This window comes from Bradyrhizobium sp. URHA0013 (assembly GCF_000518345.1).
In the GTDB taxonomy this organism is placed as follows: Bacteria; Pseudomonadota; Alphaproteobacteria; order Rhizobiales; family Xanthobacteraceae; genus Bradyrhizobium.
The window spans coordinates 1-19,340 of record NZ_JADK01000008.1 but is presented as its reverse complement, the minus strand read 5'-3'; the positions used below and the strand labels follow the sequence as shown (position 1 = coordinate 19,340).

The following is a 19,340-nucleotide window of genomic DNA, read 5'->3' as shown; positions in this document are numbered from 1 at the left end:
GCGCAAAAGCGGCCTCTGCTATACGGCACATAGGTTTTGCCGTGAGAGGCCTTATATAATGTCCGTCGACGCCGCTACCGTCCGCCGCATCGCGCATCTGGCGCGCATTGCGGTTTCCGAGGGCGAGGTTCCGCATCTGCAGGGCGAGCTCAACGCCATGCTCGCCTTTGTCGAGCAGCTCTCGGAGGTCAATGTCGAGGGTGTGGAGCCCATGACCTCGGTCACCCCGATGCAGATGAAGAAGCGGCAGGATTTGGTCAATGACGGCGAGATCGCCGACGATATCGTTGCCAACGCGCCCGCGACCGAAGGTCACTTCTTCCTGGTGCCGAAGGTTGTTGAGTAATTTACGTAGCGTTTTCGAGCGAAGTGGAAGCCGGTTCGCGTAAAGAAAACGCGTCAAAAGAGTCTCAGGACGAAGTCCGATGTGCATGCTTTGCGACGACGAGAAGGCCTATCAGGCTTACATGAACTATCTCGACAAGATGGAGCGGCAGGGCAAGGCTGCCGACCCCAACGTCGCGGTGAATGCCGTGCTCGACGAGATCGAAGCGGCTGCGAAAGCGGCCGCCAAAAAAGACGACCCGGCCAACGACAAGTCCCTGTCTCCGTTCTTCTGCAGCCCGATCAATAAATGACCGATTTGACATCGCTGACGCTCGCCGAGGCCCGCATGGGCCTCGCGGCCAAGACTTTCACGTCCCTCGAGCTGACCGACGCGCATCTGAACGCGATCGAAGCCGCGCGCGTGCTCAATGCTTTCGTCATGGAGACCCCGGACCAGGCGCGGTCCATGGCGCGCGAAGCGGACGCCAGGATCGGGAAGGGCGATGCGGGGCCGCTCGCCGGCATTCCGCTCGGCATCAAGGACCTGTTCGCGACCAAGGGCGTGCGCACCACGGCGTGCTCGAAAATCCTCGGCAATTTCGTGCCGACTTACGAGTCCACCATCACCTCGCAGCTCTGGCGCGACGGCGCGGTGATGCTGGGCAAGCTCAACAATGACGAGTTCGCGATGGGCTCGTCGAACGAGACCTCGTGCTTCGGCCCGGTCGGCAATCCCTGGCGGCGCGACGGGAGCAACACGACGCTGGTGCCGGGCGGCTCGTCCGGCGGCTCGGCCTCCGCCGTGGCGGCGCTGCTGTGCATGGGCGCAACCGCGACCGACACCGGCGGCTCGATCCGCCAGCCGGCGGCGTTCACCGCAACCGTCGGCATCAAGCCGACCTATGGCCGCTGCTCGCGTTGGGGCATCGTCGCCTTTGCCTCCTCGCTCGACCAGGCCGGTCCGATCGCGCGCAGCACGCGCGATGCCGCGATGCTGCTGCGCTCGATGGCCGGCCACGATCCGAAGGACACGACCTCGGTCGACATGGCCGTGCCGGACTACGAGGCTGCGATCGGCAAGTCCGTGAAGGGCATGAAGATCGGCATTCCCAGGGAATACCGTCTCGACGGCATGCCGGCCGAGATCGAAAAGCTTTGGGAAGCGGGTGCGGCCTGGCTGAAAGCGGCCGGCGCCGAACTCGTTGAAGTGTCACTGCCGCACACCAAATACGCCTTGCCGGCCTATTACATTGTGGCGCCGGCGGAGGCGTCCTCCAACCTCGCGCGCTACGACGGGGTGCGCTTCGGCCTGCGCGAGCAGGGCCGGAACGTCAACGAACTCTACGAGAACACCCGCGCCGAAGGGTTTGGCGCGGAGGTGAAGCGCCGCGTCATGATCGGCACCTACGTGCTCTCGGCCGGCTATTACGACGCCTATTATTTGCGGGCCCAGAAGGTGCGCACGCTGATCAAGAAGGACTTTGAGGACTGCTTCGCCAAGGGCGTGGACGCGATCCTGACGCCGGCGACGCCGTCGGCGGCCTTCGGCATCGGCGAGAAGGGTGGGGCGGACCCCGTCGAGATGTACCTCAACGACATCTTCACGGTGACCGTGAACATGGCGGGCCTGCCGGGCATCGCCGTGCCGGCCGGCAAGGACGCGCAGGGCCTGCCGCTCGGCTTGCAGTTGATCGGCCGACCTTTCGACGAGGAGACGCTGTTCTCGCTCGGCGAGGTGATCGAGCAGGCCGCCGGCCGCTTCACGCCGGCGAAATGGTGGTGAACATGGCGGCGTATATCGGCAGCCTCGACGGCGCCGCGCCGCCCCCGGATCTCAGCGCGCCGCTCGCCGCACTGTGGTGGGCCGCCAAGGGCGACTGGGACCAGGCGCACAGAATCGTTCAGGACGAGAGCAGCCGCGAGGCCGCCTGGGTGCACGCCTATCTGCACCGGGTCGAGGGCGACCTCGGCAATGCCGGCTATTGGTACCGCCAGGCTGGCCGGCCCGTGGCAACGGATTCGCTTGAAGCAGAATGGCAGCGCATCGTCGATGCGCTGGGTGGGAGTGCATCCACATGAGCGAGCCTGGTTTCACGAGTCCGAAAGCGAAGCCGGAGGATTTATTCGGCCGCTTTCGCGAGATCGTTTCCGATCCGCTCAACCTCCTGATCGAACGCGTCCCGATGGCAGGCCTCGTCGAAGGCGACCAGGTCTATCTGCATAACGGCCTGAAGGTTCCGGGCATCGGGCCCGGAGCCTATTACGGCCCTTTCAGCAGTGTGCTCATCATCAATCGCGGCGTCCACGAGCCGCTGGAAGAATATGTCTTCCAGGAATTGCTGAAGCGGCTCGGCGAGCTGCCGTCCATGATCGAGCTCGGCGCCTATTGGGGCCACTATTCGATGTGGCTCAAGAAGGCGCGGCCCAAGGCGGAGGTCATTCTGGTCGAGCCGGATCCCGCATGTCTCAAGACCGGTCAGGATAATTTCGCGCGCAATGGTTTGCGAGCCGAGTTCGTCAAGGCCTTCGTCGGCAAGGGCAAATTCGAGGTCGATGCCTTCTTCAGGGACAGGAAGATCAAGCATCTCGACATCTTGCATGCCGATATCCAGGCCTTCGAGGTCGAGATGCTGCAGGGCGCGGAGAGCGTGCTCGCCAAGCGCCGCGTCGATTATCTCTTCATCGCAACCCATTCGCAGGCTCTCCATCAGGAGGTCGTCGATCGTCTCAAGGCGCACGGTTACCGCGTCGAGATCTCCAACGATTTCGAGGAGCAGAGCACGTCGTTCGACGGCTTCGTGTTCGCCTCCTCACCGGAGGTCGACGCGCTGTTCGGAGAGATCGAGGTGATGGGCCGCCGCGAGATCGCGCTGCGCCAGCCGGCCGATGTGCTTCGATCGCTCAACGGGCTTCTCGAAGGGGGGCAAGCGCGAGCGGCCAAGGGGTCAATGAAGGAACCAGTCAAGCCATGAACGCACCTGCCGCACCCCACAAGCTTCTCAAGGGCTCAACCGGTGACTGGGAGATGGTCATCGGCCTGGAGGTCCACGCTCAGGTGACGTCGAACGCGAAGCTGTTCTCCGGCGCCTCCACCGCGTTCGGCGGCGAGCCGAACACGCATGTGTCGCTGGTCGACGCGGCGATGCCGGGCATGCTGCCGGTCATCAACGAGGAATGCGTCAGACAGGCTGTCCGGACCGGGCTCGGGCTGAACGCGCAGATCAATCTGCGCTCGGTGTTCGACCGCAAGAATTATTTCTATCCGGACTCGCCGCAGGGCTACCAGATCAGCCAGTACAAGTCGCCGATCGTCGGCGAAGGCGAGGTCGTGGTCGAACTGGACGGCGGCAAGACCGCCACGATCGGCATCGAGCGGCTGCATCTGGAACAGGATGCCGGCAAGTTGCTGCACGATCAGTCGCCGACCATGTCCTATGTCGACCTCAACCGATGCGGCGTGGCGCTGATGGAGATCGTCTCCAAACCCGACATCCGCGATGCCGAGCAGGCCAAGGCCTATGTGACCAAGCTGCGCTCGATCCTGCGCTATCTCGGCACCTGCGACGGCGACATGGAGAAGGGATCCCTGCGCGCCGACGTCAACGTCTCCGTGCGCAAGCCGGGCGCGCCGCTCGGCACCCGCTGCGAGATCAAGAACATGAACTCGATCACCTTCATCGGCCAGGCGATCGAGTACGAGGCCCGGCGCCAGATCGAAATCCTCGAAGACGGCGGCGCGATCGACCAGGAGACCCGGCTTTACGATCCAAACAAGGGCGAGACGCGGTCGATGCGGTCCAAGGAGGAGGCGCACGACTACCGCTACTTCCCCGATCCCGACCTGCTGCCGCTGGAGTTTTCGCAAAGCTTCGTCGACGAACTGAAGGCTGAGCTGCCCGAGTTGCCGGACCAGAAGAAGATGCGCTTCGTCGCGGATCTCGGCCTGTCCGCCTACGACGCCAGCGTGCTGGTCGCCGAGCGCGAGAGCGCGGTGTTCTACGAGACCGTGCTGGAAAAGCTCGCCAACCGCGCGCGCGACGGCAAGGTCGCCGCCAACTGGGTGATCAACGAGCTGTTCGGTCGTCTCAACAAGGAAGGCCGGGATATTACGGACTCTCCGGTCGATGCCGCACAGCTCTCAGGGATCATCGACCTGATCGGCGAGGGTACGATCTCCGGCAAGATCGCCAAGGATCTGTTCGAGATCGTCTGGCAGGAGGGCGGCGATCCCCGCGCGCTGGTCGAAAGCCGCGGCATGAAGCAGGTCACGGATCTTTCGGCGATCGAAAAGGTCGTCGACGACATCATCGCGGCCAATCCCGACAAGGCGGCGCAGGTCAAGGACAAGCCGCAGTCACTCGGCTGGTTCGTCGGCCAGGTGATGAAGGCATCCGGCGGCAAGGCCAACCCGCAGAGCGTCAACGAGCTGCTCAAGTCCAAGCTCGGCATCTGACCTCGCACGTTCGAACGAGGTGACGGACAGGCGTCGTCACCTCGCTTTCGGTTCGCGATGCGACGCTCGCGCGCATCCTCGGCGACGAACTTCATCCCGATCGAACGCGATACGCCGACCGAATCGCCGTCACGCGATTCGCGCAAAACGGCGACTTGCACACGCTCCGACGAGCGCTCGCGCCGTTAATCATGAAAATATTTTCGTTGCCAAAAGTCGCGACTCAGAGTCCGCGAAGCGCCCTCGCGAGGCGCTCGCGCGATTGACGCGACAGGTCATTACATCGATCGTGCGCGATGCGCGCGTGCAGAAAAATACTTGCTGCATAGTGTTTTTCTGCAGTCGCATCTTTTGCGAACGTCGATGCCGCGGGGACTCTCTGCGCTCGCATGCACACATCGTGCAGTCCGTTTGCATCGTGTTCGCCAGCGCAGGCGCGTTTCGCCGTCAACACTTCTTTAAGCGAGACGCTGTTTTTTTCGTTGTGTTGGTGTATTCGGGATGAGTGTGCACTCGATCCCCGACTGCATGCAGCGATTAAGCCATCTCACACATCGGAGGGCAACATGGCCAAGAAAGCTAAGAAGGCAAAGAAGGCGAAGAAGGCGAAGAGCGCAGTGAAGAAGACTGCGAAGAAGACCCGCAAGGTCGCCAAGAAGAAGTAACTTCGCTTTTTGAAGTTGCCGGCTCCTAGAGAGCCGGCACGTCATCAGCGCCTTCTCGAAGGTTCTGGTCGACGATAGAGGGTGTCGGCGAGACATCAGGTCAACGGTCGGATCGTTCTCTTTCGCGGGTTCGCTCGCCAAAGGCCGGTCCGGCAGAAGAAACAAGTTTTCTTCGTTCGTGCGGTTCTCCGTAAGGGGCTCCGCAATTTCACAAGTGGCCTTCGGGCCGACGTGGAAGCTGGTCCTGACGTGTTCGCCGACGCCCTCGTTCTCATGAGGCCGGGGTATTGCCGGCATTCCCATATCCCCACATTGTTGATCTGATCGCGGCGTGGCTGTGCTGCCCTTGAGCAGGCAGGGCTGTCGCATATGAAGTCTCAGCGATGCCTGAGCGAGCGCCTCGTCCTTCGAGACGACTGGTTCGCGGCCTCCTCGGGATGTGCCTCAGCTGCATCCATCTGCGTTGATGTTGCCGCATACTCGTCCCTCATCCTGAGGGCCGCCGCAGGCGGGCGTCTCGAAAGATGGCCGCAGTCGAGCTTCCCGCCATATGTTTCTTCATAGGCGCGCCCTGCTTGAACAGGGAGGCTGCGGCGCAATTGCACGCTGTTCGCGCGCCGCTTCTCATTCGCGGTGTCATCGCCCGGCTCCGACCGGGATCCAGTACGCCGCAGCTTCTCGTGGGACCATTGCTGTCTCTGGAATACCGGTGACGAGAGCGGAGGGGACATCACTGCACGCCCGTCACCGTGCGCGATGGTTATCGTTCTCCCAAAATCCCAAGGTAAACCGAATCTGACGAATTGCAGAAGTGCCTGCAAAACCGGGACTTCTTGCATTTGTCGTGCGCGCCTGGGGCGGGCGCGTTTACGTCTGCTTCATCGCGATACTTAAACTGCCATTCAAATTTGCCCGCCACATTACCTCCAACAAGCCGGCAAACGGCACGGGCAACAAGCCTCGGGGATGAGTTGAACAGTTGATTGGACGGGAGCCGCGCTCGGGGACGAGGCGGCATAAGAAAAAAGGGGATGCGTTATGTTTCAGGGTACTTTTGATCTGGAGACCGCGACGCCGATCGACGCAGGCGCGCTGTCGGACGTGCTGTTCGAGCGCGGCCTGTATTGGGCGAGCGGACGCTCCGGTCTCGTCGATCTCGTCGCCGCGCACAAATGGTTCAACCTCGCCGCGCTGAAGGGCCGCAAGGACGCCGTGACGCTGCGCCAGGAAGTTGCCGGGCAGATGTCGGACGCGGACATCTCGGCCGCGCAGCGCGAGGCGAGGGCGTGGGTCGCCGCCCACTGAGCGGAGAATCTCGTTCTTGGTTTCACAGGTGAAGCTGATTTGTGCTGAATCAGGTTCCCTCGTGGTCCGCCAACCGGATTCGGAGCGGCATGAGGCCACCGTCGCGTGTCAGGTGAAGGAACGCACAGATCTCGGATTCCGCGGCGGGGTGGCGGAGAGGGAGGGATTCGAACCCTCGATACAGCTTGAGACCGTATGACGCTTTAGCAAAGCGTTGCCTTCAGCCACTCGGCCACCTCTCCGGTGCGAGCCTTATGCATCTAATTACTCGGGCTGGTCAATTTGGAAGCGTGTGTTTTTGCTCGAATATTCCCAGCGAATTCCGAAACCAAGCGGTTTGCTCTCCGCGCGAGAACGTAACGCCGCGATAACGGACACAAAGCTGGAGGTTCTGGCGCCCGTATTTAGAGCGGTTCTGGCGCGGACAAAGGCTCCCTTCATCCACATAAACGATTGATTTTGCTTTCAAATTGGATCGGATGGCCCGCGCGTGGGACGATTGCCTTCGTCGCCGACCGCCTCTATCAAGTGATTCAGTTGCAAGTGATTGATTTGATTGTCTCTCTCCGCCATTCGCCACAAGCTATGGAGCGGTGATTGCCCTCAGATCGGCCGACGGGGTCCCGTGTCAGGCTGCGGGAAGGGCGCTCTTACTATTAGTCGGGATAACTCGCTCGCCGGCTGAGGGGCTACCCCGTCGCGCCGGAGGTCGCCGCAATCAAGGAGAGCCTGTCTTGGCGCGATTGCTCTTTCGGTTGGAACCGCGCCCTCGAGACCAAAGCGGGGAAGGGCTGCCGGGCTACGCCGCTACGTTCTCATGCCGCTACGGTCTCATCTTGCAATGTCGGGACCGATGGTATGATTGACCGACGTCCCGAGGGAGGAATGGACTTGGCGGGTGAACTGCAGACCAAATTTCGACGTGCTGTCGAAGCCTTTCACGCCCATGATTTGGTCAAAGCGGAAAGAATACTGCAGCAGATCGCAAAATCCGCCAGGAACATCTTCGAAGTCGAACATCTCCTGGGCGTGGTGAAGCTCGTACAAGGTCGATTTGCGGAGGCCGAGATGCATCTCAGGGCGGCCGTGGCCCTGAACGGAAGCAGCGACGAGGCCCTCAGCAATTATGGATATGCGCTCAAAGCGCTGAATCGGCCTCAGGAAGCCCTGGCCTATTTCACGCGCGCATTGGCGGTGAATCCGCGCAATCCCCTTTCGTATCACAACAGAGGTACGATCCTGGCCGAGTTCGCGAGAAGCTATGGCGAAGCGATTGAGCAATTCGACAAGGCGACATTCTACAATCCGAACTTTGCCGATGCCTACGCAAGCAAGGGCGGCTGCCTTGAAAAGCTCAGACGTTTCGAGGATGCCCTCGTCGCCTACGACAAGGCGTTGTCGATCAGGCCTGACCTGGAGACTGCATGGCTTGGTCGAGGCAACGCACTCCGGAATCTCAGGCGGTACGACGACGCATTTGCCACGTACGACCAGGCGCTGTCGGCCAGGCCGGATGTCCCGAGTGCATGGGTTGGCCGAGGTGAAGTTCTCACCGATCTCAAGCGCCACGACGAGGCGCTGGCTGCGTACGACAAGGCGATCTCGATCAAGCCCGACCTCGAGAGCGCGTGGGTTGCCCGGGGGCATGTTTTCTGGAGCCTGAAGCGCTACGACGAAGCCTCGACAGCCTATGACAGGGCGCTCTCGATCAAGTCCGACCTGGAGAACGCGTGGCTTGGTCGGGGCAACGTGTCCTTCGATCTCAAGCGCCTTGACGAGGCGTTGGCTGCCTATGACAGGCGTTGTCGATCCGCCCTGATCTGGCGGAAGCCTGGCTTGGCCGCGGCAATGTTCTCACCGAGCTCAAGCGCCGTGACGATGCACTCGCTGCGTACGACCGGGCGCTGTCGATCAAGCCTGATCTCGCCGAGGCGTGGCTTGGTCGCGGCAATGTTGCGTGGGGGCTCAAGCGCTACGAGGAGGCTCTTGCCGCGTATGACAAGGCGCTCGCGATCAAGGCCGACATCGAGGGGGCCTGGATTGGCCGTGGCAACGTCTTTACCGAGCTCGGGCGCCATGACGAAGCCTTCATCGCCTTCGACAAGGCGGTGTCGATCAGGCCCGACCTGGAGGGCATCGAGGGTTTGCGTCTCCTTGCGAAGATGAACCTGTGCAATTGGGACAATCTGGACGAAGAGATCGGCCGGTTGACGGCAGCAATACGGCTCGGGAAGGCCAATAGCTCTCCCTTTGCTTTGCTGTCCCTGACGGATTCTCCCGATGATCAGCTCAGCTGCGCCAGGAGTTGGTGAGGGCAAAGCTCCCGCATGCCTCCAAAACGAGAGGGGGGGTGAAATCCGTCGCCACGACAAGATCCGGGTCGGATATGTTTCGCCTGATTTTCGCAAGCATCCGGTCGGGTACCTCACCGCCGAGATATTCGAGAGTCACGATCCCGACCGCTTCGAGACGTATGCGTTTTCAATCGGTCCTGACGACAACAGCGATCTCCGCAAGCGGCTCGAAAAGTCATTTCATCGCTTTGTCGATTGCGAGCACAAGCTCGACGGTGAAGTCCTGAAAGCGATCGACGATGCGCAGATCGATATTCTAGTCGATCTTGCTGGCCATACGCACAATGCCAGGCTGTCGTTGTTCGCGGCCAGTCCGGCTCCGATCGTCGTCAACTATCTTGGGTTCGCGGGGACGTTGGGGAGCGGGGAGCTAGTCGACTACATCATTGCCGATCCGATCGTGCTGCCAGATCAAAACAGCGAATTCTTCGACGAGAAGGTCGTTCGTTTGCCCGGCAGCTTCATGCCGCGTGATAATCGCGTCGGGACAATCGACGATGCTGCGCCCGATCGGGCCGACCACGATTTGCGGCAGGAATGGACTGTGTTTTGCTGCTTCAACAACGCCTACAAGATCAATCCGGCTGTCTTTGGCTCCTGGATGAATATCTTGAAGAGCGTGGACCAGTCGGTCTTGTGGCTGTCCGACGTCGGCGAGATCGCAAAATCGAATCTGCGGAAGGAAGCCAAGGGCAGGGGCGTCGACCCGGATCGCCTGGTGTTTGCAAGGCGCGTTGCGTCTTCATCCGAACATTTGGGGCGCCATCGCCTCGCCGACCTCTTCCTGGATACGCTGCCCTACAACGCACATACGACGGCCAGCGACGCGCTGTGGGCTGGTCTGCCGGTGGTGACCCACATCGGGAACAGTTTCGCCGGCCGCGTGGCGGCAAGCTTGCTGAGCGCTGTCGGCCTGCCTGAGCTGATCACGCGAACGCGTGCGGATTATGAAGCACTCGCGATCGAGCTGGCGCTTGATAAACAGAAGCTGGCGGATATTCGCGGACGGCTGCAAGGGAACCACCTGACCGCATCACTGTTTGATGCCGCGCTCTACGCCAAGCGGCTGGAGACAGCTTTCGAGGCTATGTATCAACGATATCAGACGGCTTGGCGCCGGATCATATCGAAGTTCCAGCGCGCGGATGGGGATGACGATCGCAGCCGCTTAATGGTCAGGCCAGCCAGTTCCCGAAGGGGTGGCCCGCGCCGAGTCCTTAGGTTGATTCCACGATTCGACCGGCTCAGATCCACAGCAGAGCGTCTCCACGGGTGTGAGGGGCCGGTGCCGGAACTTTTGACGGCAAATGAAACCCGTCGAAAAAATCCAACAAATTCAAGCCGTTACAAAGTCGCCCTGATCACATCTGCGTGTTATTTGTGCAACACCTGGCGGAAAACACGCTCCATCGGCTCGTTCTGAAGCGTTCTGTTGTTGTGTGTGCAAGGGCGTTCGGTAATTGTGACTGAGCGACGGAGGGGGGCATCCCGAGGTCGTCCCGTCTTAGGTGGTTCGCTTAAGTCCCTCGCGTTCAGCGGGTGTGTCCGAAGGCGCGAAGCGACTAAGCGGTGAATTTAAGGGACAAGGGAACCAACCTTAGGGTGTCTTCACCCAGCGGATCCGGAACCTTCCCTATGGCAAACTTGGAGGTTTAACATGAAGTTGGTTAAGAGCCTTTTGCTCGGTTCCGCAGCGGGTCTGATCGCTGTCGGCGGAGCGCAGGCAGCCGATCTCCCCGTGAAGGCCAAAGCGGTCGAATACGTGAAGATCTGCTCCCTGTACGGTGCGGGTTTCTACTACATCCCCGGCACGGACACCTGCATCAAGCTGGGTGGTTATCTGCGCGCTGAAGTCGCGCTGAACACCAACTCGGACTACAGCGGTCAGTTCACCGGCAATAACGGTGCCCGCAACCGTCTGACGAACTACTACACCATGCGCGCTCGTGAAGATCTCAACATCGACACGCGCACCGCGACCGAGTACGGCGTTGTCCGTACCTTCTTCGACGGCGTGTTCTCCTGGACGACCGGCAACTACAACGGCACCGGCAGCGCGACCGGCACGACCGCCTACAGCAGCACGCTGGCCCTCAACACCTCGGGTGCGGCCCCGGCTCTCGTCGGTTCCTCGATCAACGGAAACGACGGCGGCACCTCGGGCGGCTCGCTCGGCGTGTACTACGCCTTCATCCAGTTCGCTGGCTTCACGATGGGTAAGGCCGTGTCGCAGTTCGACGCGCCCTGGACCAACTACCCGGGCAACAACTACGACGGTCTCGTCGGCGGCAGCGGCACGGTCACTGGTGTCAACCAGTTCTCCTACACCGCTGACTTCGGTCAGGGCGTGACGGCAGCGTTCTCGGCTGAAGATAGGGCGGCCTACTATGACGCCGGCAACCTGAACATGACCGGCGCGTCTGCGGCTGGCATTCTTGGTGGCTCGTATGGCTCCAACGCCATCGGCGGCACGCGTTCGCCGAACCTCGTTGGTATGGTCCGCGTCGACCAGGCCTGGGGTCTCTTCCAGGCGTCGGTGGCTGCACATGACAACCACGTTGCCTACTACGGCGCGACCGAACCCACCGGTCATCCCGATGACAAGTGGGGTTGGGCGGTTCAGCTCGCTCTGTCGATCAAGAACATCCCGACCGGTGCGGGTGACGTGATCAACATCCAGGGCGTCTACACCGACGGTGCGACCCGCTACAACTTCCAGAACCTCGCGGGCAGCAGCTACTCGATGTTTGGCAGCTCCGGCGTTGCCTACCAGAGCGTCGGCTTCGCCAATGCTCCGGACACCGTGTTCGTCACGGGCAGCCAGCAGGAAACGGTCAAGACTTGGGGCTTCCGCGGTGCGTACACCCACAACTGGGATCCCTACTGGAACACCGCGATCTACGGTGCTTACGCCCAGGCCCAGTTCGGTTCCTTGGCCAAGACCACGATCTGCGGCGCCGGTGGTGCTGGTGGCGTGTTCGGCGGCATTGCCGGTGTGACGGGTTGTAACCCGGACTTCGCCGTCGGCTCGGTGGGTCTCATCACCCGCTGGACCCCGGTCAAGAACTTGACGTTCTCGGCTGACGTTGCCTGGACCCGTATCGACCAGAAGTATTCTGGTGTCATTGGCACCGTTACTCCGTCCGGTACGACGGGCAAGCCGCTTGCAGCCTACGAGCTGAAGGATCAGGACACCGTTACCCTGCTCCTCCGCGCTCAGCGCAACTGGTAAGTTCGGTCTAACGACCTGATAGAAAGCCCCGGCGGGAAACCGCCGGGGCTTTTTCTTTTGCCGGTGATGCTTGTTTTTGCCTCCGCCCATGGCGACCGCGTTGGAGCGTCGCTGTCCATTGCTCGATCGTTCGTCGTGACCTGATCGAAGCTGCGTCGGGGAGAGGGGATCTCTGCGCTGCACGCCAGCCCCGACCGAGGCGCGGGTTCTGGCCGTCGTTGAACCATCGCGGACCTGCGAACCCCCGCTTATCAGGTGTTCAGCCGGAAGGGATCGATGCCTTCTTGGAGCCGCAGGGCAACGGAGAGCTCACCGATCTGACCACGACCCTGCAGGCCCGAAGAGCTTGGCAGCTCCACAAGGTTCTGGCAGTTCCAAGGTTCTGGCAGTCTCGAAGATTCTAGCACTCACGAGGCGCGTGTCGAGAAAGCCCCGGCTGACGATCACACGTCAGTTCTTCTTCGGTGGCTCAAGTCCCGGCGACATTGGCGGCCGCCACCAAAGGGCTTCCCGGCAGCGAGTCGAGGGAAGATGCCGCTACTCCACGCTGCCGGCGCCGCGGCGCAAATCGGCTTCGATCTGCAACCGCGTGCCACCGCCGAAGCGGGCGCGGTAGACCTGAAGGTTCTCCATGATCCGCTGCACGTAGTTGCGTGTCTCGGAGAACGGAATCAGCTCGACCCAGTCGACCGCGTCGACCTTGGGATCGCGCGGATCGCCGTAACGATCGACCCACTTCTTCACACTGCCGCGGCCGGCATTGTAGGCGGCGAAGGTCATGATGTAGGAGCCGCGATAGTCCTCGAGCAGCCCACCGAGCTCGGCCGAGCCGAGCGTGGCGTTGTAGGCCGAATCGTTCTTCAGACGTCCCAGATCGTAGGTCCCGCCGTGCCGCTTGCAGACATAGCGCGCGGCGTCCGGCGTCACCTGCATCAGCCCATAGGCCTGGGCCGGCGAGACGACCGAGGGATTGAAGGCGCTCTCCTGCCGCGCGATGGCGTAGATGATGCTGCGCTCGACCTCGGGGCCGATCGGCGTGAACTGCGGAATGCCGTTTATGGGATAGGCATAGAAATCGAACGGCAGCCCGCGATTGAGCGCGGCCTTGCCGAGCAGCAGCATGCCGCGCGCGTCGCTGTGGCGCTGGGTGAGCTCGCCGAGGCCGGCCAGCGCTTCGGGATCGCCGTTCTCGCCCATGTCGGCGAGAACAGGTATCGCCATCTCGCGCTCGTCGAGCTCGTAGAGCAGCTGCGCGGCGCGCACGATCTCCAGCCGTTCGGCACCGCGGCTGCGCGGCTGAGCGTTGAGCTCGATCTGCGGCAGGCCGAGCTTGGCGCGTGCGAGCTGGCCGTAATAGCTGGTCGATTGCTCGGCTGCCCGCGCGTAGGCGTTGCGCGCCTCCTGCTGGCGGCCTGCAGCTTCCGCAGCGCGGCCCTGCCAATAGCCGGCGCGCGCCAGCGTGGTCGGATTGACGCTGCCGATCCCGATTCGGCCAAAATGCTGGGTGGCAGCCGCGGGATCGTTGAGGAAGCGCAATGCGATCCAGCCGGCGGTGAACTCCTGCTCGGTCTTGTAGATGTCGCGCGAGGGCAGGGCGGCATCGCGCGCGATCAGATAGGCGCTGCGGAACTCCTCGGTGTCGATCATCTTGCGCGCCAGGAGGCGCCGCTCGATCCACCATTCGTCGAGATTGTAGAGCCGGCCCGGATCCTTCGGTGCCGACAGCATGAGCTGGGCGGCTTCCGCAAATTTCTCATCACGGCGCAGCAGTTGGATCTTGCTGAAGATGAAGCCGGGATCGCCGTGCAGCTCGCGCGGCACGGCTTCGAGCAGCGCTCGGGCATTCGGCGCTTTCTTGAGCGAGGCGATGCGGGCCTTGGCGAGTGCGACATAGCCGGCGCCGAGGCGCTTCGCAGCACGCAGTGCAGCCTCGTTCTCGCTGCCGTAGAGCAGCGTGTCCATCCGCGCCTTCTGATCGCCGGGCGTCAGCAGCGCGCCGAACTGGTCGAGTGCGTTGTTCTCGGTGTCTTCCGACATCGGGTCGCTGCGCCAGGCATCGCGCACCAGACGTTCGGCGTTGGCGCGGTCGCCGCGCGCCAGCATCGCCTTCGCGAGCGTGAAGCGGCCCTTGGCGGACACGGGCGATTCGTTCTCGAACCACGACCACGCGACCTGGTCGTCGCGCCTGTCGTCCCACATCGCGGCCTCCAGTCGCCGGCGCAGGAAGGTCTGTGACGGCCAGCTCGGATTGGCGGAGAGGAAGGCGCGGTAGCGCTCCACAGTCGCGCCATTGTCCTCGCTGCGCAGGATGATCCATTCCGCGAGTTTTCGCGCGACGGGATCCGAGATCGCGGCCGCGGCATTGGTGGCGTCGCCCGCCTTGCGCTTGCGCACGAGCTCGATCACGGTCTCCAGCGTGTCCTTGTCGGCTTGCGACGTCGAGGAGGTCGCAGCAACCGCAGCCGGTGTGACCGGCTTGCGCGGGGCGGCATGTTGGCGGGTCGCAGGAGCCAGGACAGGAGCCGCGACGGGCTTGGCGGGGGCCGGGGCGGTCGGTCTGACGATGGCCGTCGCAGCCGGCGCGGGGGCGGTCTTCGGGACCGAGCCGCCAACGGTCGGCGTTGACTTTGGCGCGGCAGCCGTAGGCTTCAGCTTGTCCTTCGCAGGTTCCTTGCCAGCGTTCTTGCCAGCATCCTTGCCCACATCCTTGGCAGGCTTCTTCGCGGCATCCTTGGCGGGGGCACTGGTCGCGCCCTTGCTTGCTCCCTTGGCGGCGTCCTTCGGAGTTTCCTTGCCGGTTCCCTTGGACGCACCTTTCGCAGTGTCCTTGGCGGCTGGCTTGGCTGCGGGTTTCGCGGTTTCCTTCGCGGTATCCTTGGCCGTTTCCGCGGTTGTCTCATTGGATTTGGCCCAGGCGGCGCAGCCGGCCGACAGCCCTGCCATCAGGCACACGATCAGGCCGGTGGATCGCCATGCGGCGCGCGGAAATGAGATCACGGCGTTTCGTCGCCCCGAATCAGTCAATTGGCTCAAGACCTAGCTGTACAAGATCTGGCTGTATTTGATTGAATATGCGGACAAATTACCAACAGCCGCTTACCTTCGCCCGGTTTGCACCACCACCGCGGCAAAATCGCGGCCTAAACGGTGCGTCAGACGGGAGCGGGTCTTTTACCGGCGGGATAGACCCGATATGAATGCGGCCTGCGCTCAAGATTGCCGCGTACGGAGGAAGTCCATGGCAGCCAAGACAAAATTCCGGGGATCGTTCACCGCCTTGGTCACGCCCTTCAAGAACGGCTCGCTGGACGAGGCGGCGTTTCGCTCCCTGGTCAACTGGCAGATTTCAGAGGGCACCAACGGCCTGGTTCCCGTCGGCACCACCGGAGAGAGCCCGACGCTGAGCCATGACGAGCACAAGAAGGTCGTCGAATGGTGCATCGAGGAAGCGAAAGGCCGCGTGCCTGTCGTCGCCGGCGCCGGCTCCAACTCGACCAAGGAGGCGATCGAGCTCGCCCAGCACGCCGAGAAGGCGGGCGCGAACGCGGTTTTGGTCGTGACGCCCTACTACAACAAGCCGACCCAGGAAGGCATGTACCAGCACTTCAAGGCGATCAACGACGCGATCGGGATTCCGATCATCATCTACAACATTCCGCCGCGCTCGGTGATCGACATGTCGGTCGACACCATGGCGCGGCTCTGGGAGCTGAAGAACATCGCCGGCGTCAAGGACGCCACCGCCAGCATGGTCCGCGTCTCGCAGCAGCGCGCGGCGATGGGCGAGGACTTCAACCAGCTCTCGGGCGAGGATGCGACCATCCTCGGTTACATGGCGCATGGCGGCCATGGCTGCATCTCGGTGACATCGAACGTCGCGCCGCGGCTGTGCTCCGAGTTCCAGGCCGCCTGGGCGAAGGGCGACCATGCCACCGCGTTGAAGCTGCATGACAAGCTGATGCCGCTGCACAACAACCTCTTCATCGAGAGCAATCCGGCGCCGATCAAGTACGCGCTGTCGCTGCTCGGCAAGCTCGACGAAACGCTGCGGCTGCCGATGGTGCCGGTCACCGAACCGACCCGCGTTGCCGTGCGCAGCGCGATGGTTCATGCTGGCCTCATCAACTGACGCGCTAGCCGAACGGGGAGCTTTTCATGGCGATCGAGGAAAGAGGCACGCGGATGCTCACGGAGTTCCGCGAGTTCGCCATGAAGGGCAACGTCGTCGACCTCGCGGTCGGCGTCATCATCGGCGCGGCCTTCGGCGCCATCGTGACGTCGCTGGTCGGCGACGTGATCATGCCGATCATCGGTGCGGCCACCGGCGGTCTCGACTTCTCGAACTACTTCACGCCGCTTTCGGGCAAGGTCACCGCGGCAAATCTCGCGGACGCGAAAAAGCAGGGCGCCGTCTTGGCTTGGGGCAACTTCCTCACGCTGACGATCAACTTCATCATCATTGCCTTCGTGCTGTTCCTGGTGATCCGTGCCATGAACAAGTTGAAGCGCAAGGACGAGGCAGAGCCTGCCGCTCCGCCGAAGCCGTCGGCCGAGGTCGAGCTGCTGACCGAGATCCGCGATCTCCTCAAGAAGTCTTGACGCGCGCGCTTCATCCAAACTGTTAGCGTCCTCGCGCATCTCGATCAGGTTTGTCTTCCATGGCCGACAAGAACGAACGTCCGATCAAGGTCATGGCGGAAAATCGCAAGGCCCGCTTCAACTATGCAATCGAGGATACGATCGAGGTCGGCATTGCGTTGACCGGTACCGAGGTCAAGTCGATCCGCAGCGGCAAGAGCACGATCGCGGAATCCTACGCCGATTCCAAGGACGGCGAGATCTGGCTGATCAACGCCACCATTCCGGAATATCTCCAGGGCAACCGCTTCAATCACGAGCCCAAGCGGCCGCGAAAACTGCTGCTGCATCGCAAGCAGATCAACAAGCTGATGGGCGCGGTCGACCGCGAAGGCATGACGCTGATCCCGCTCAAGCTTTACTTCAACGAGCGTGGCCGCGCGAAATTGCAGCTAGCGGTTGCAAAGGGCAAGAAGCTGCACGATAAGCGCGAGTCCGAGAAGAAGCGCGACTGGAGCCGGGAGAAGGGCCGGCTGATGCGTGCGAGGGGATAGCGGGATGACTCAGAGAAACCTGCTCGAGGTCGATTGGAGCCGGATTCCCGCACCCGCGGACGACGGTGGTGCCGCGCACCTGAAAGGCATGACATTGCCGCCGGTCAGCCTGCTCGCGACTGACGACACGTCGGTCGCGCTGTCGGCGCTGCGTGGCCGAACCGTGGTGTTCGCCTATCCGCGCACCGGCGAGCCCGGCAAGATCGCGCTGGTCGACGATTGGGACATGATCCCGGGCGCGCGCGGCTGCACGCCGCAGACCTGCGCATTTCGCGATCTGTTCGCCGAGCTGAAGGCCGCCGGTGCCGCGCAGGTGTTCGGCCTCTCGACCCAGAGCAACGCGTACCAGACCGAGATGGCCTCGCGGCTGCATCTGCCGTTCCCGGTGCTCTCGGACGAGAAGCTGGCGCTGACGCGCGCCCTGAATTTGCCGACCATGGAGGTCGCGGGCCTGACGCTGATCAAGCGCCTCGCGCTGATCGTTGACGACGCCAGGATCACGCGTGTGTTCTATCCGGTGTTTCCGCCCGACCGAAACGCCGGCGATGTCCTGGACTGGCTGAAGGGCAATCCCGCCACGGGCTCGTCTAAGGACTAGTCGAGGTCGGCCTTCACCTTCGCGAACACGGAGCGGAACATGTCCGGCGTCAGCACGCGGGTGTTCGTGTTGTAGCGGGAGCAGTGATAGCTGTCGTAGAGCCTGAATGCGCCGGCCTGATGCACGGCGCCGTGGCCGAAGGGGGCCTGTGATCCCTTCAGGTTCAGCGGCTTGAGCACGGTGTCGTGCGCAATACGCCCGAGGGCGACGATCGCGCGCAGGTTCGGCATCGTTGCGAGATTCGCCGCGAGGAACTGCCGGCAGGTGTTGATCTCGACCGGCAGCGGCTTGTTCTGCGGCGGCACGCAATGCACCGCATTGGCGATCCGACAGTCGACCAGCTTCAGGCCGTCGTCGGGACGCGCCTGATATTTGCCCTTGGCGAAGCCGTATTCGAGCAGCGTCGCGTAGAGCAGGTCGCCGGCATAATCGCCGGTGAAGGGACGGCCGGTACGGTTGGCGCCCTGCATCCCCGGCGCGAGGCCGACGATCAGCAGGCGCGCCTTGATGTCGCCGAAAGGCGCAACCGGTGCATTGTGCCACAATGGCTCGCGCGCGCGGTTCGCCTCGCGAAAGGCGACCAGGCGCGGACAGAGCGGACAGTCACGGTCGGGGACGAGGCTGAGAGGCTGGCGGCTTGACCGGGCCGCCTCACTCCTCGAAGTCGTCATCGCCCCTCGCCGGCGCCATCGTGGTCGCGCGCTGGAGGAACTGCGGAGCGTGGTGGCGCGCCTCGCGGTCGCCGCGGTCACGCGGGGCGGGGCGCTCGGACGGGTCGCGACCGAGCTTGGACTGCAGCTCGACGAGGTCGGTGAAGACGTCGGCCTGCCGGCGCAGCTCGTCGGCGATCATCGGCGGCTGGCTCGCGATCGTGGAAATCACGGTGACCCGCACGCCGCGGCGCTGAACGGCCTCGACCAGGGAGCGGAAGTCGCCGTCACCGGAGAACAGCACCATCTGATCGATGTGCTCGGCGAGCTCCATGGCGTTCACGGCGAGCTCGATGTCCATGTTGCCCTTGACCTTGCGGCGGCCGGAGGCGTCGATGAACTCCTTGGTCGCCTTGGTGACGACGGTGTAGCCGTTGTAGTCGAGCCAGTCGATCAGCGGGCGGATCGAGGAGTACTCCTGATCCTCGATGATGGCGGTGTAGTAGAACGCCCTCAGCAGCGTCCCGCGACTCTGAAACTCCTTCAGCAGGCGCTTGTAATCGATGTCGAAGCCCAGAGTTTTCGCCGTCGCGTAGAGATTGGCTCCATCGATGAAGAGCGCGA

17 protein-coding genes, 1 tRNA gene and 1 pseudogene are annotated in these 19,340 nt (G+C 62.7%); 15 read left to right on the top strand and 4 right to left on the bottom strand.

Annotation, left to right across the window (positions count from 1 at the left end; translation table 11 throughout):
- Positions 1-58 precede the first annotated feature (58 nt).
- From gatC to N551_RS0112730, 7 genes are all read left to right on the top strand, one after another.
- On the top strand, positions 59-346 hold the full coding sequence (gene gatC, locus N551_RS0112770) for an Asp-tRNA(Asn)/Glu-tRNA(Gln) amidotransferase subunit GatC (RefSeq protein ID WP_007603335.1): 288 nt from the start codon (positions 59-61) through the stop codon (positions 344-346).
- A 79-nt stretch (positions 347-425) separates the two neighbouring features.
- A complete protein-coding gene (locus N551_RS0112765; RefSeq protein WP_007611210.1) occupies positions 426-638 on the top strand; it encodes a hypothetical protein in 213 nt (70 codons plus the stop codon).
- Entirely contained in the window at positions 635-2,110 is a 1,476-nt protein-coding gene (gatA, locus tag N551_RS0112760; RefSeq protein ID WP_027567302.1) for an Asp-tRNA(Asn)/Glu-tRNA(Gln) amidotransferase subunit GatA, read from the top strand. Before N551_RS0112765 ends, gatA begins: the two co-directional genes overlap by 4 nt.
- Positions 2,101-2,406 (top strand): hypothetical protein, encoded by a 306-nt coding sequence (locus N551_RS0112755; protein WP_027567301.1) that lies wholly within the window; start codon positions 2,101-2,103, stop codon positions 2,404-2,406. Before gatA ends, N551_RS0112755 begins: the two co-directional genes overlap by 10 nt.
- Positions 2,403-3,299, top strand: coding sequence for an FkbM family methyltransferase (locus N551_RS0112750; protein WP_027567300.1), 897 nt, complete (start codon positions 2,403-2,405; stop codon positions 3,297-3,299). Before N551_RS0112755 ends, N551_RS0112750 begins: the two co-directional genes overlap by 4 nt.
- A complete protein-coding gene (gene gatB, locus N551_RS0112745) occupies positions 3,296-4,780 on the top strand; it encodes an Asp-tRNA(Asn)/Glu-tRNA(Gln) amidotransferase subunit GatB (RefSeq protein ID WP_027567299.1) in 1,485 nt (494 codons plus the stop codon). Before N551_RS0112750 ends, gatB begins: the two co-directional genes overlap by 4 nt.
- A gap of 1,703 nt (positions 4,781-6,483) precedes the next feature.
- Positions 6,484-6,750, top strand: coding sequence for a hypothetical protein (locus tag N551_RS0112730; RefSeq protein WP_027567298.1), 267 nt, complete (start codon positions 6,484-6,486; stop codon positions 6,748-6,750).
- 149 nt (positions 6,751-6,899) lie between these two features.
- Here N551_RS0112730 and N551_RS0112725 read toward each other — a convergent pair.
- Positions 6,900-6,992 (bottom strand) — tRNA-Ser (locus N551_RS0112725).
- 616 nt (positions 6,993-7,608) lie between these two features.
- On the opposite strand from N551_RS0112725, the pseudogene N551_RS39655 reads away from it, so the two are divergent.
- The 4 genes and pseudogenes from N551_RS39655 to N551_RS0112705 form a co-directional block, all read left to right on the top strand.
- Positions 7,609-8,538 (top strand): annotated as a pseudogene (locus N551_RS39655) (tetratricopeptide repeat protein); the annotation flags it as partial.
- 14 nt (positions 8,539-8,552) lie between these two features.
- Positions 8,553-9,062 (top strand): tetratricopeptide repeat protein, encoded by a 510-nt coding sequence (locus tag N551_RS35355; RefSeq protein WP_051462698.1) that lies wholly within the window; start codon positions 8,553-8,555, stop codon positions 9,060-9,062.
- On the top strand, positions 9,031-10,527 hold the full coding sequence (locus N551_RS0112710) for a hypothetical protein (protein WP_027567296.1): 1,497 nt from the start codon (positions 9,031-9,033) through the stop codon (positions 10,525-10,527). The genes N551_RS35355 and N551_RS0112710 overlap by 32 nt, the downstream gene beginning before the upstream one ends.
- 234 nt (positions 10,528-10,761) lie before the next feature.
- Positions 10,762-12,336, top strand: coding sequence for a porin (locus tag N551_RS0112705; protein ID WP_027567295.1), 1,575 nt, complete (start codon positions 10,762-10,764; stop codon positions 12,334-12,336).
- Positions 12,337-12,873: 537 nt separating this feature from the next.
- On the opposite strand, the gene N551_RS0112700 is transcribed toward N551_RS0112705, so the two are convergent.
- Entirely contained in the window at positions 12,874-15,279 is a 2,406-nt protein-coding gene (locus N551_RS0112700) for a lytic transglycosylase domain-containing protein (protein ID WP_035961368.1), read from the bottom strand.
- Positions 15,280-15,574: 295 nt separating this feature from the next.
- On the opposite strand from N551_RS0112700, the gene dapA reads away from it, so the two are divergent.
- From dapA to N551_RS0112680, 4 genes are read left to right on the top strand one after another with little or no spacing between them, the layout of a single operon-like run.
- Positions 15,575-16,465, top strand: coding sequence for a 4-hydroxy-tetrahydrodipicolinate synthase (gene dapA, locus N551_RS0112695; RefSeq protein ID WP_007603384.1), 891 nt, complete (start codon positions 15,575-15,577; stop codon positions 16,463-16,465).
- Positions 16,466-16,518: 53 nt separating this feature from the next.
- Complete coding sequence (gene mscL / locus N551_RS0112690) at positions 16,519-16,935, top strand: large conductance mechanosensitive channel protein MscL (protein WP_027567293.1); 417 nt, start codon at positions 16,519-16,521, stop codon at positions 16,933-16,935.
- Positions 16,936-16,994: 59 nt separating this feature from the next.
- Positions 16,995-17,468, top strand: a complete 474-nt coding sequence (gene smpB, locus N551_RS0112685) for an SsrA-binding protein SmpB (RefSeq protein ID WP_027567292.1) — start codon at positions 16,995-16,997, stop codon at positions 17,466-17,468.
- 4 nt (positions 17,469-17,472) lie between these two features.
- Entirely contained in the window at positions 17,473-18,066 is a 594-nt protein-coding gene (locus N551_RS0112680) for a peroxiredoxin (RefSeq protein WP_027567291.1), read from the top strand.
- Here N551_RS0112680 and N551_RS0112675 read toward each other — a convergent pair.
- On the bottom strand, positions 18,063-18,737 hold the full coding sequence (locus N551_RS0112675) for a uracil-DNA glycosylase (protein WP_027567290.1): 675 nt from the start codon (positions 18,735-18,737) through the stop codon (positions 18,063-18,065). The two genes, N551_RS0112680 and N551_RS0112675, sit on opposite strands and share 4 nt — an antisense overlap.
- On the bottom strand, positions 18,718-19,340 hold a 623-nt coding region (locus N551_RS0112670; RefSeq protein WP_027567289.1), incomplete at its 5' end, for an NYN domain-containing protein. The genes N551_RS0112675 and N551_RS0112670, both read right to left, overlap by 20 nt.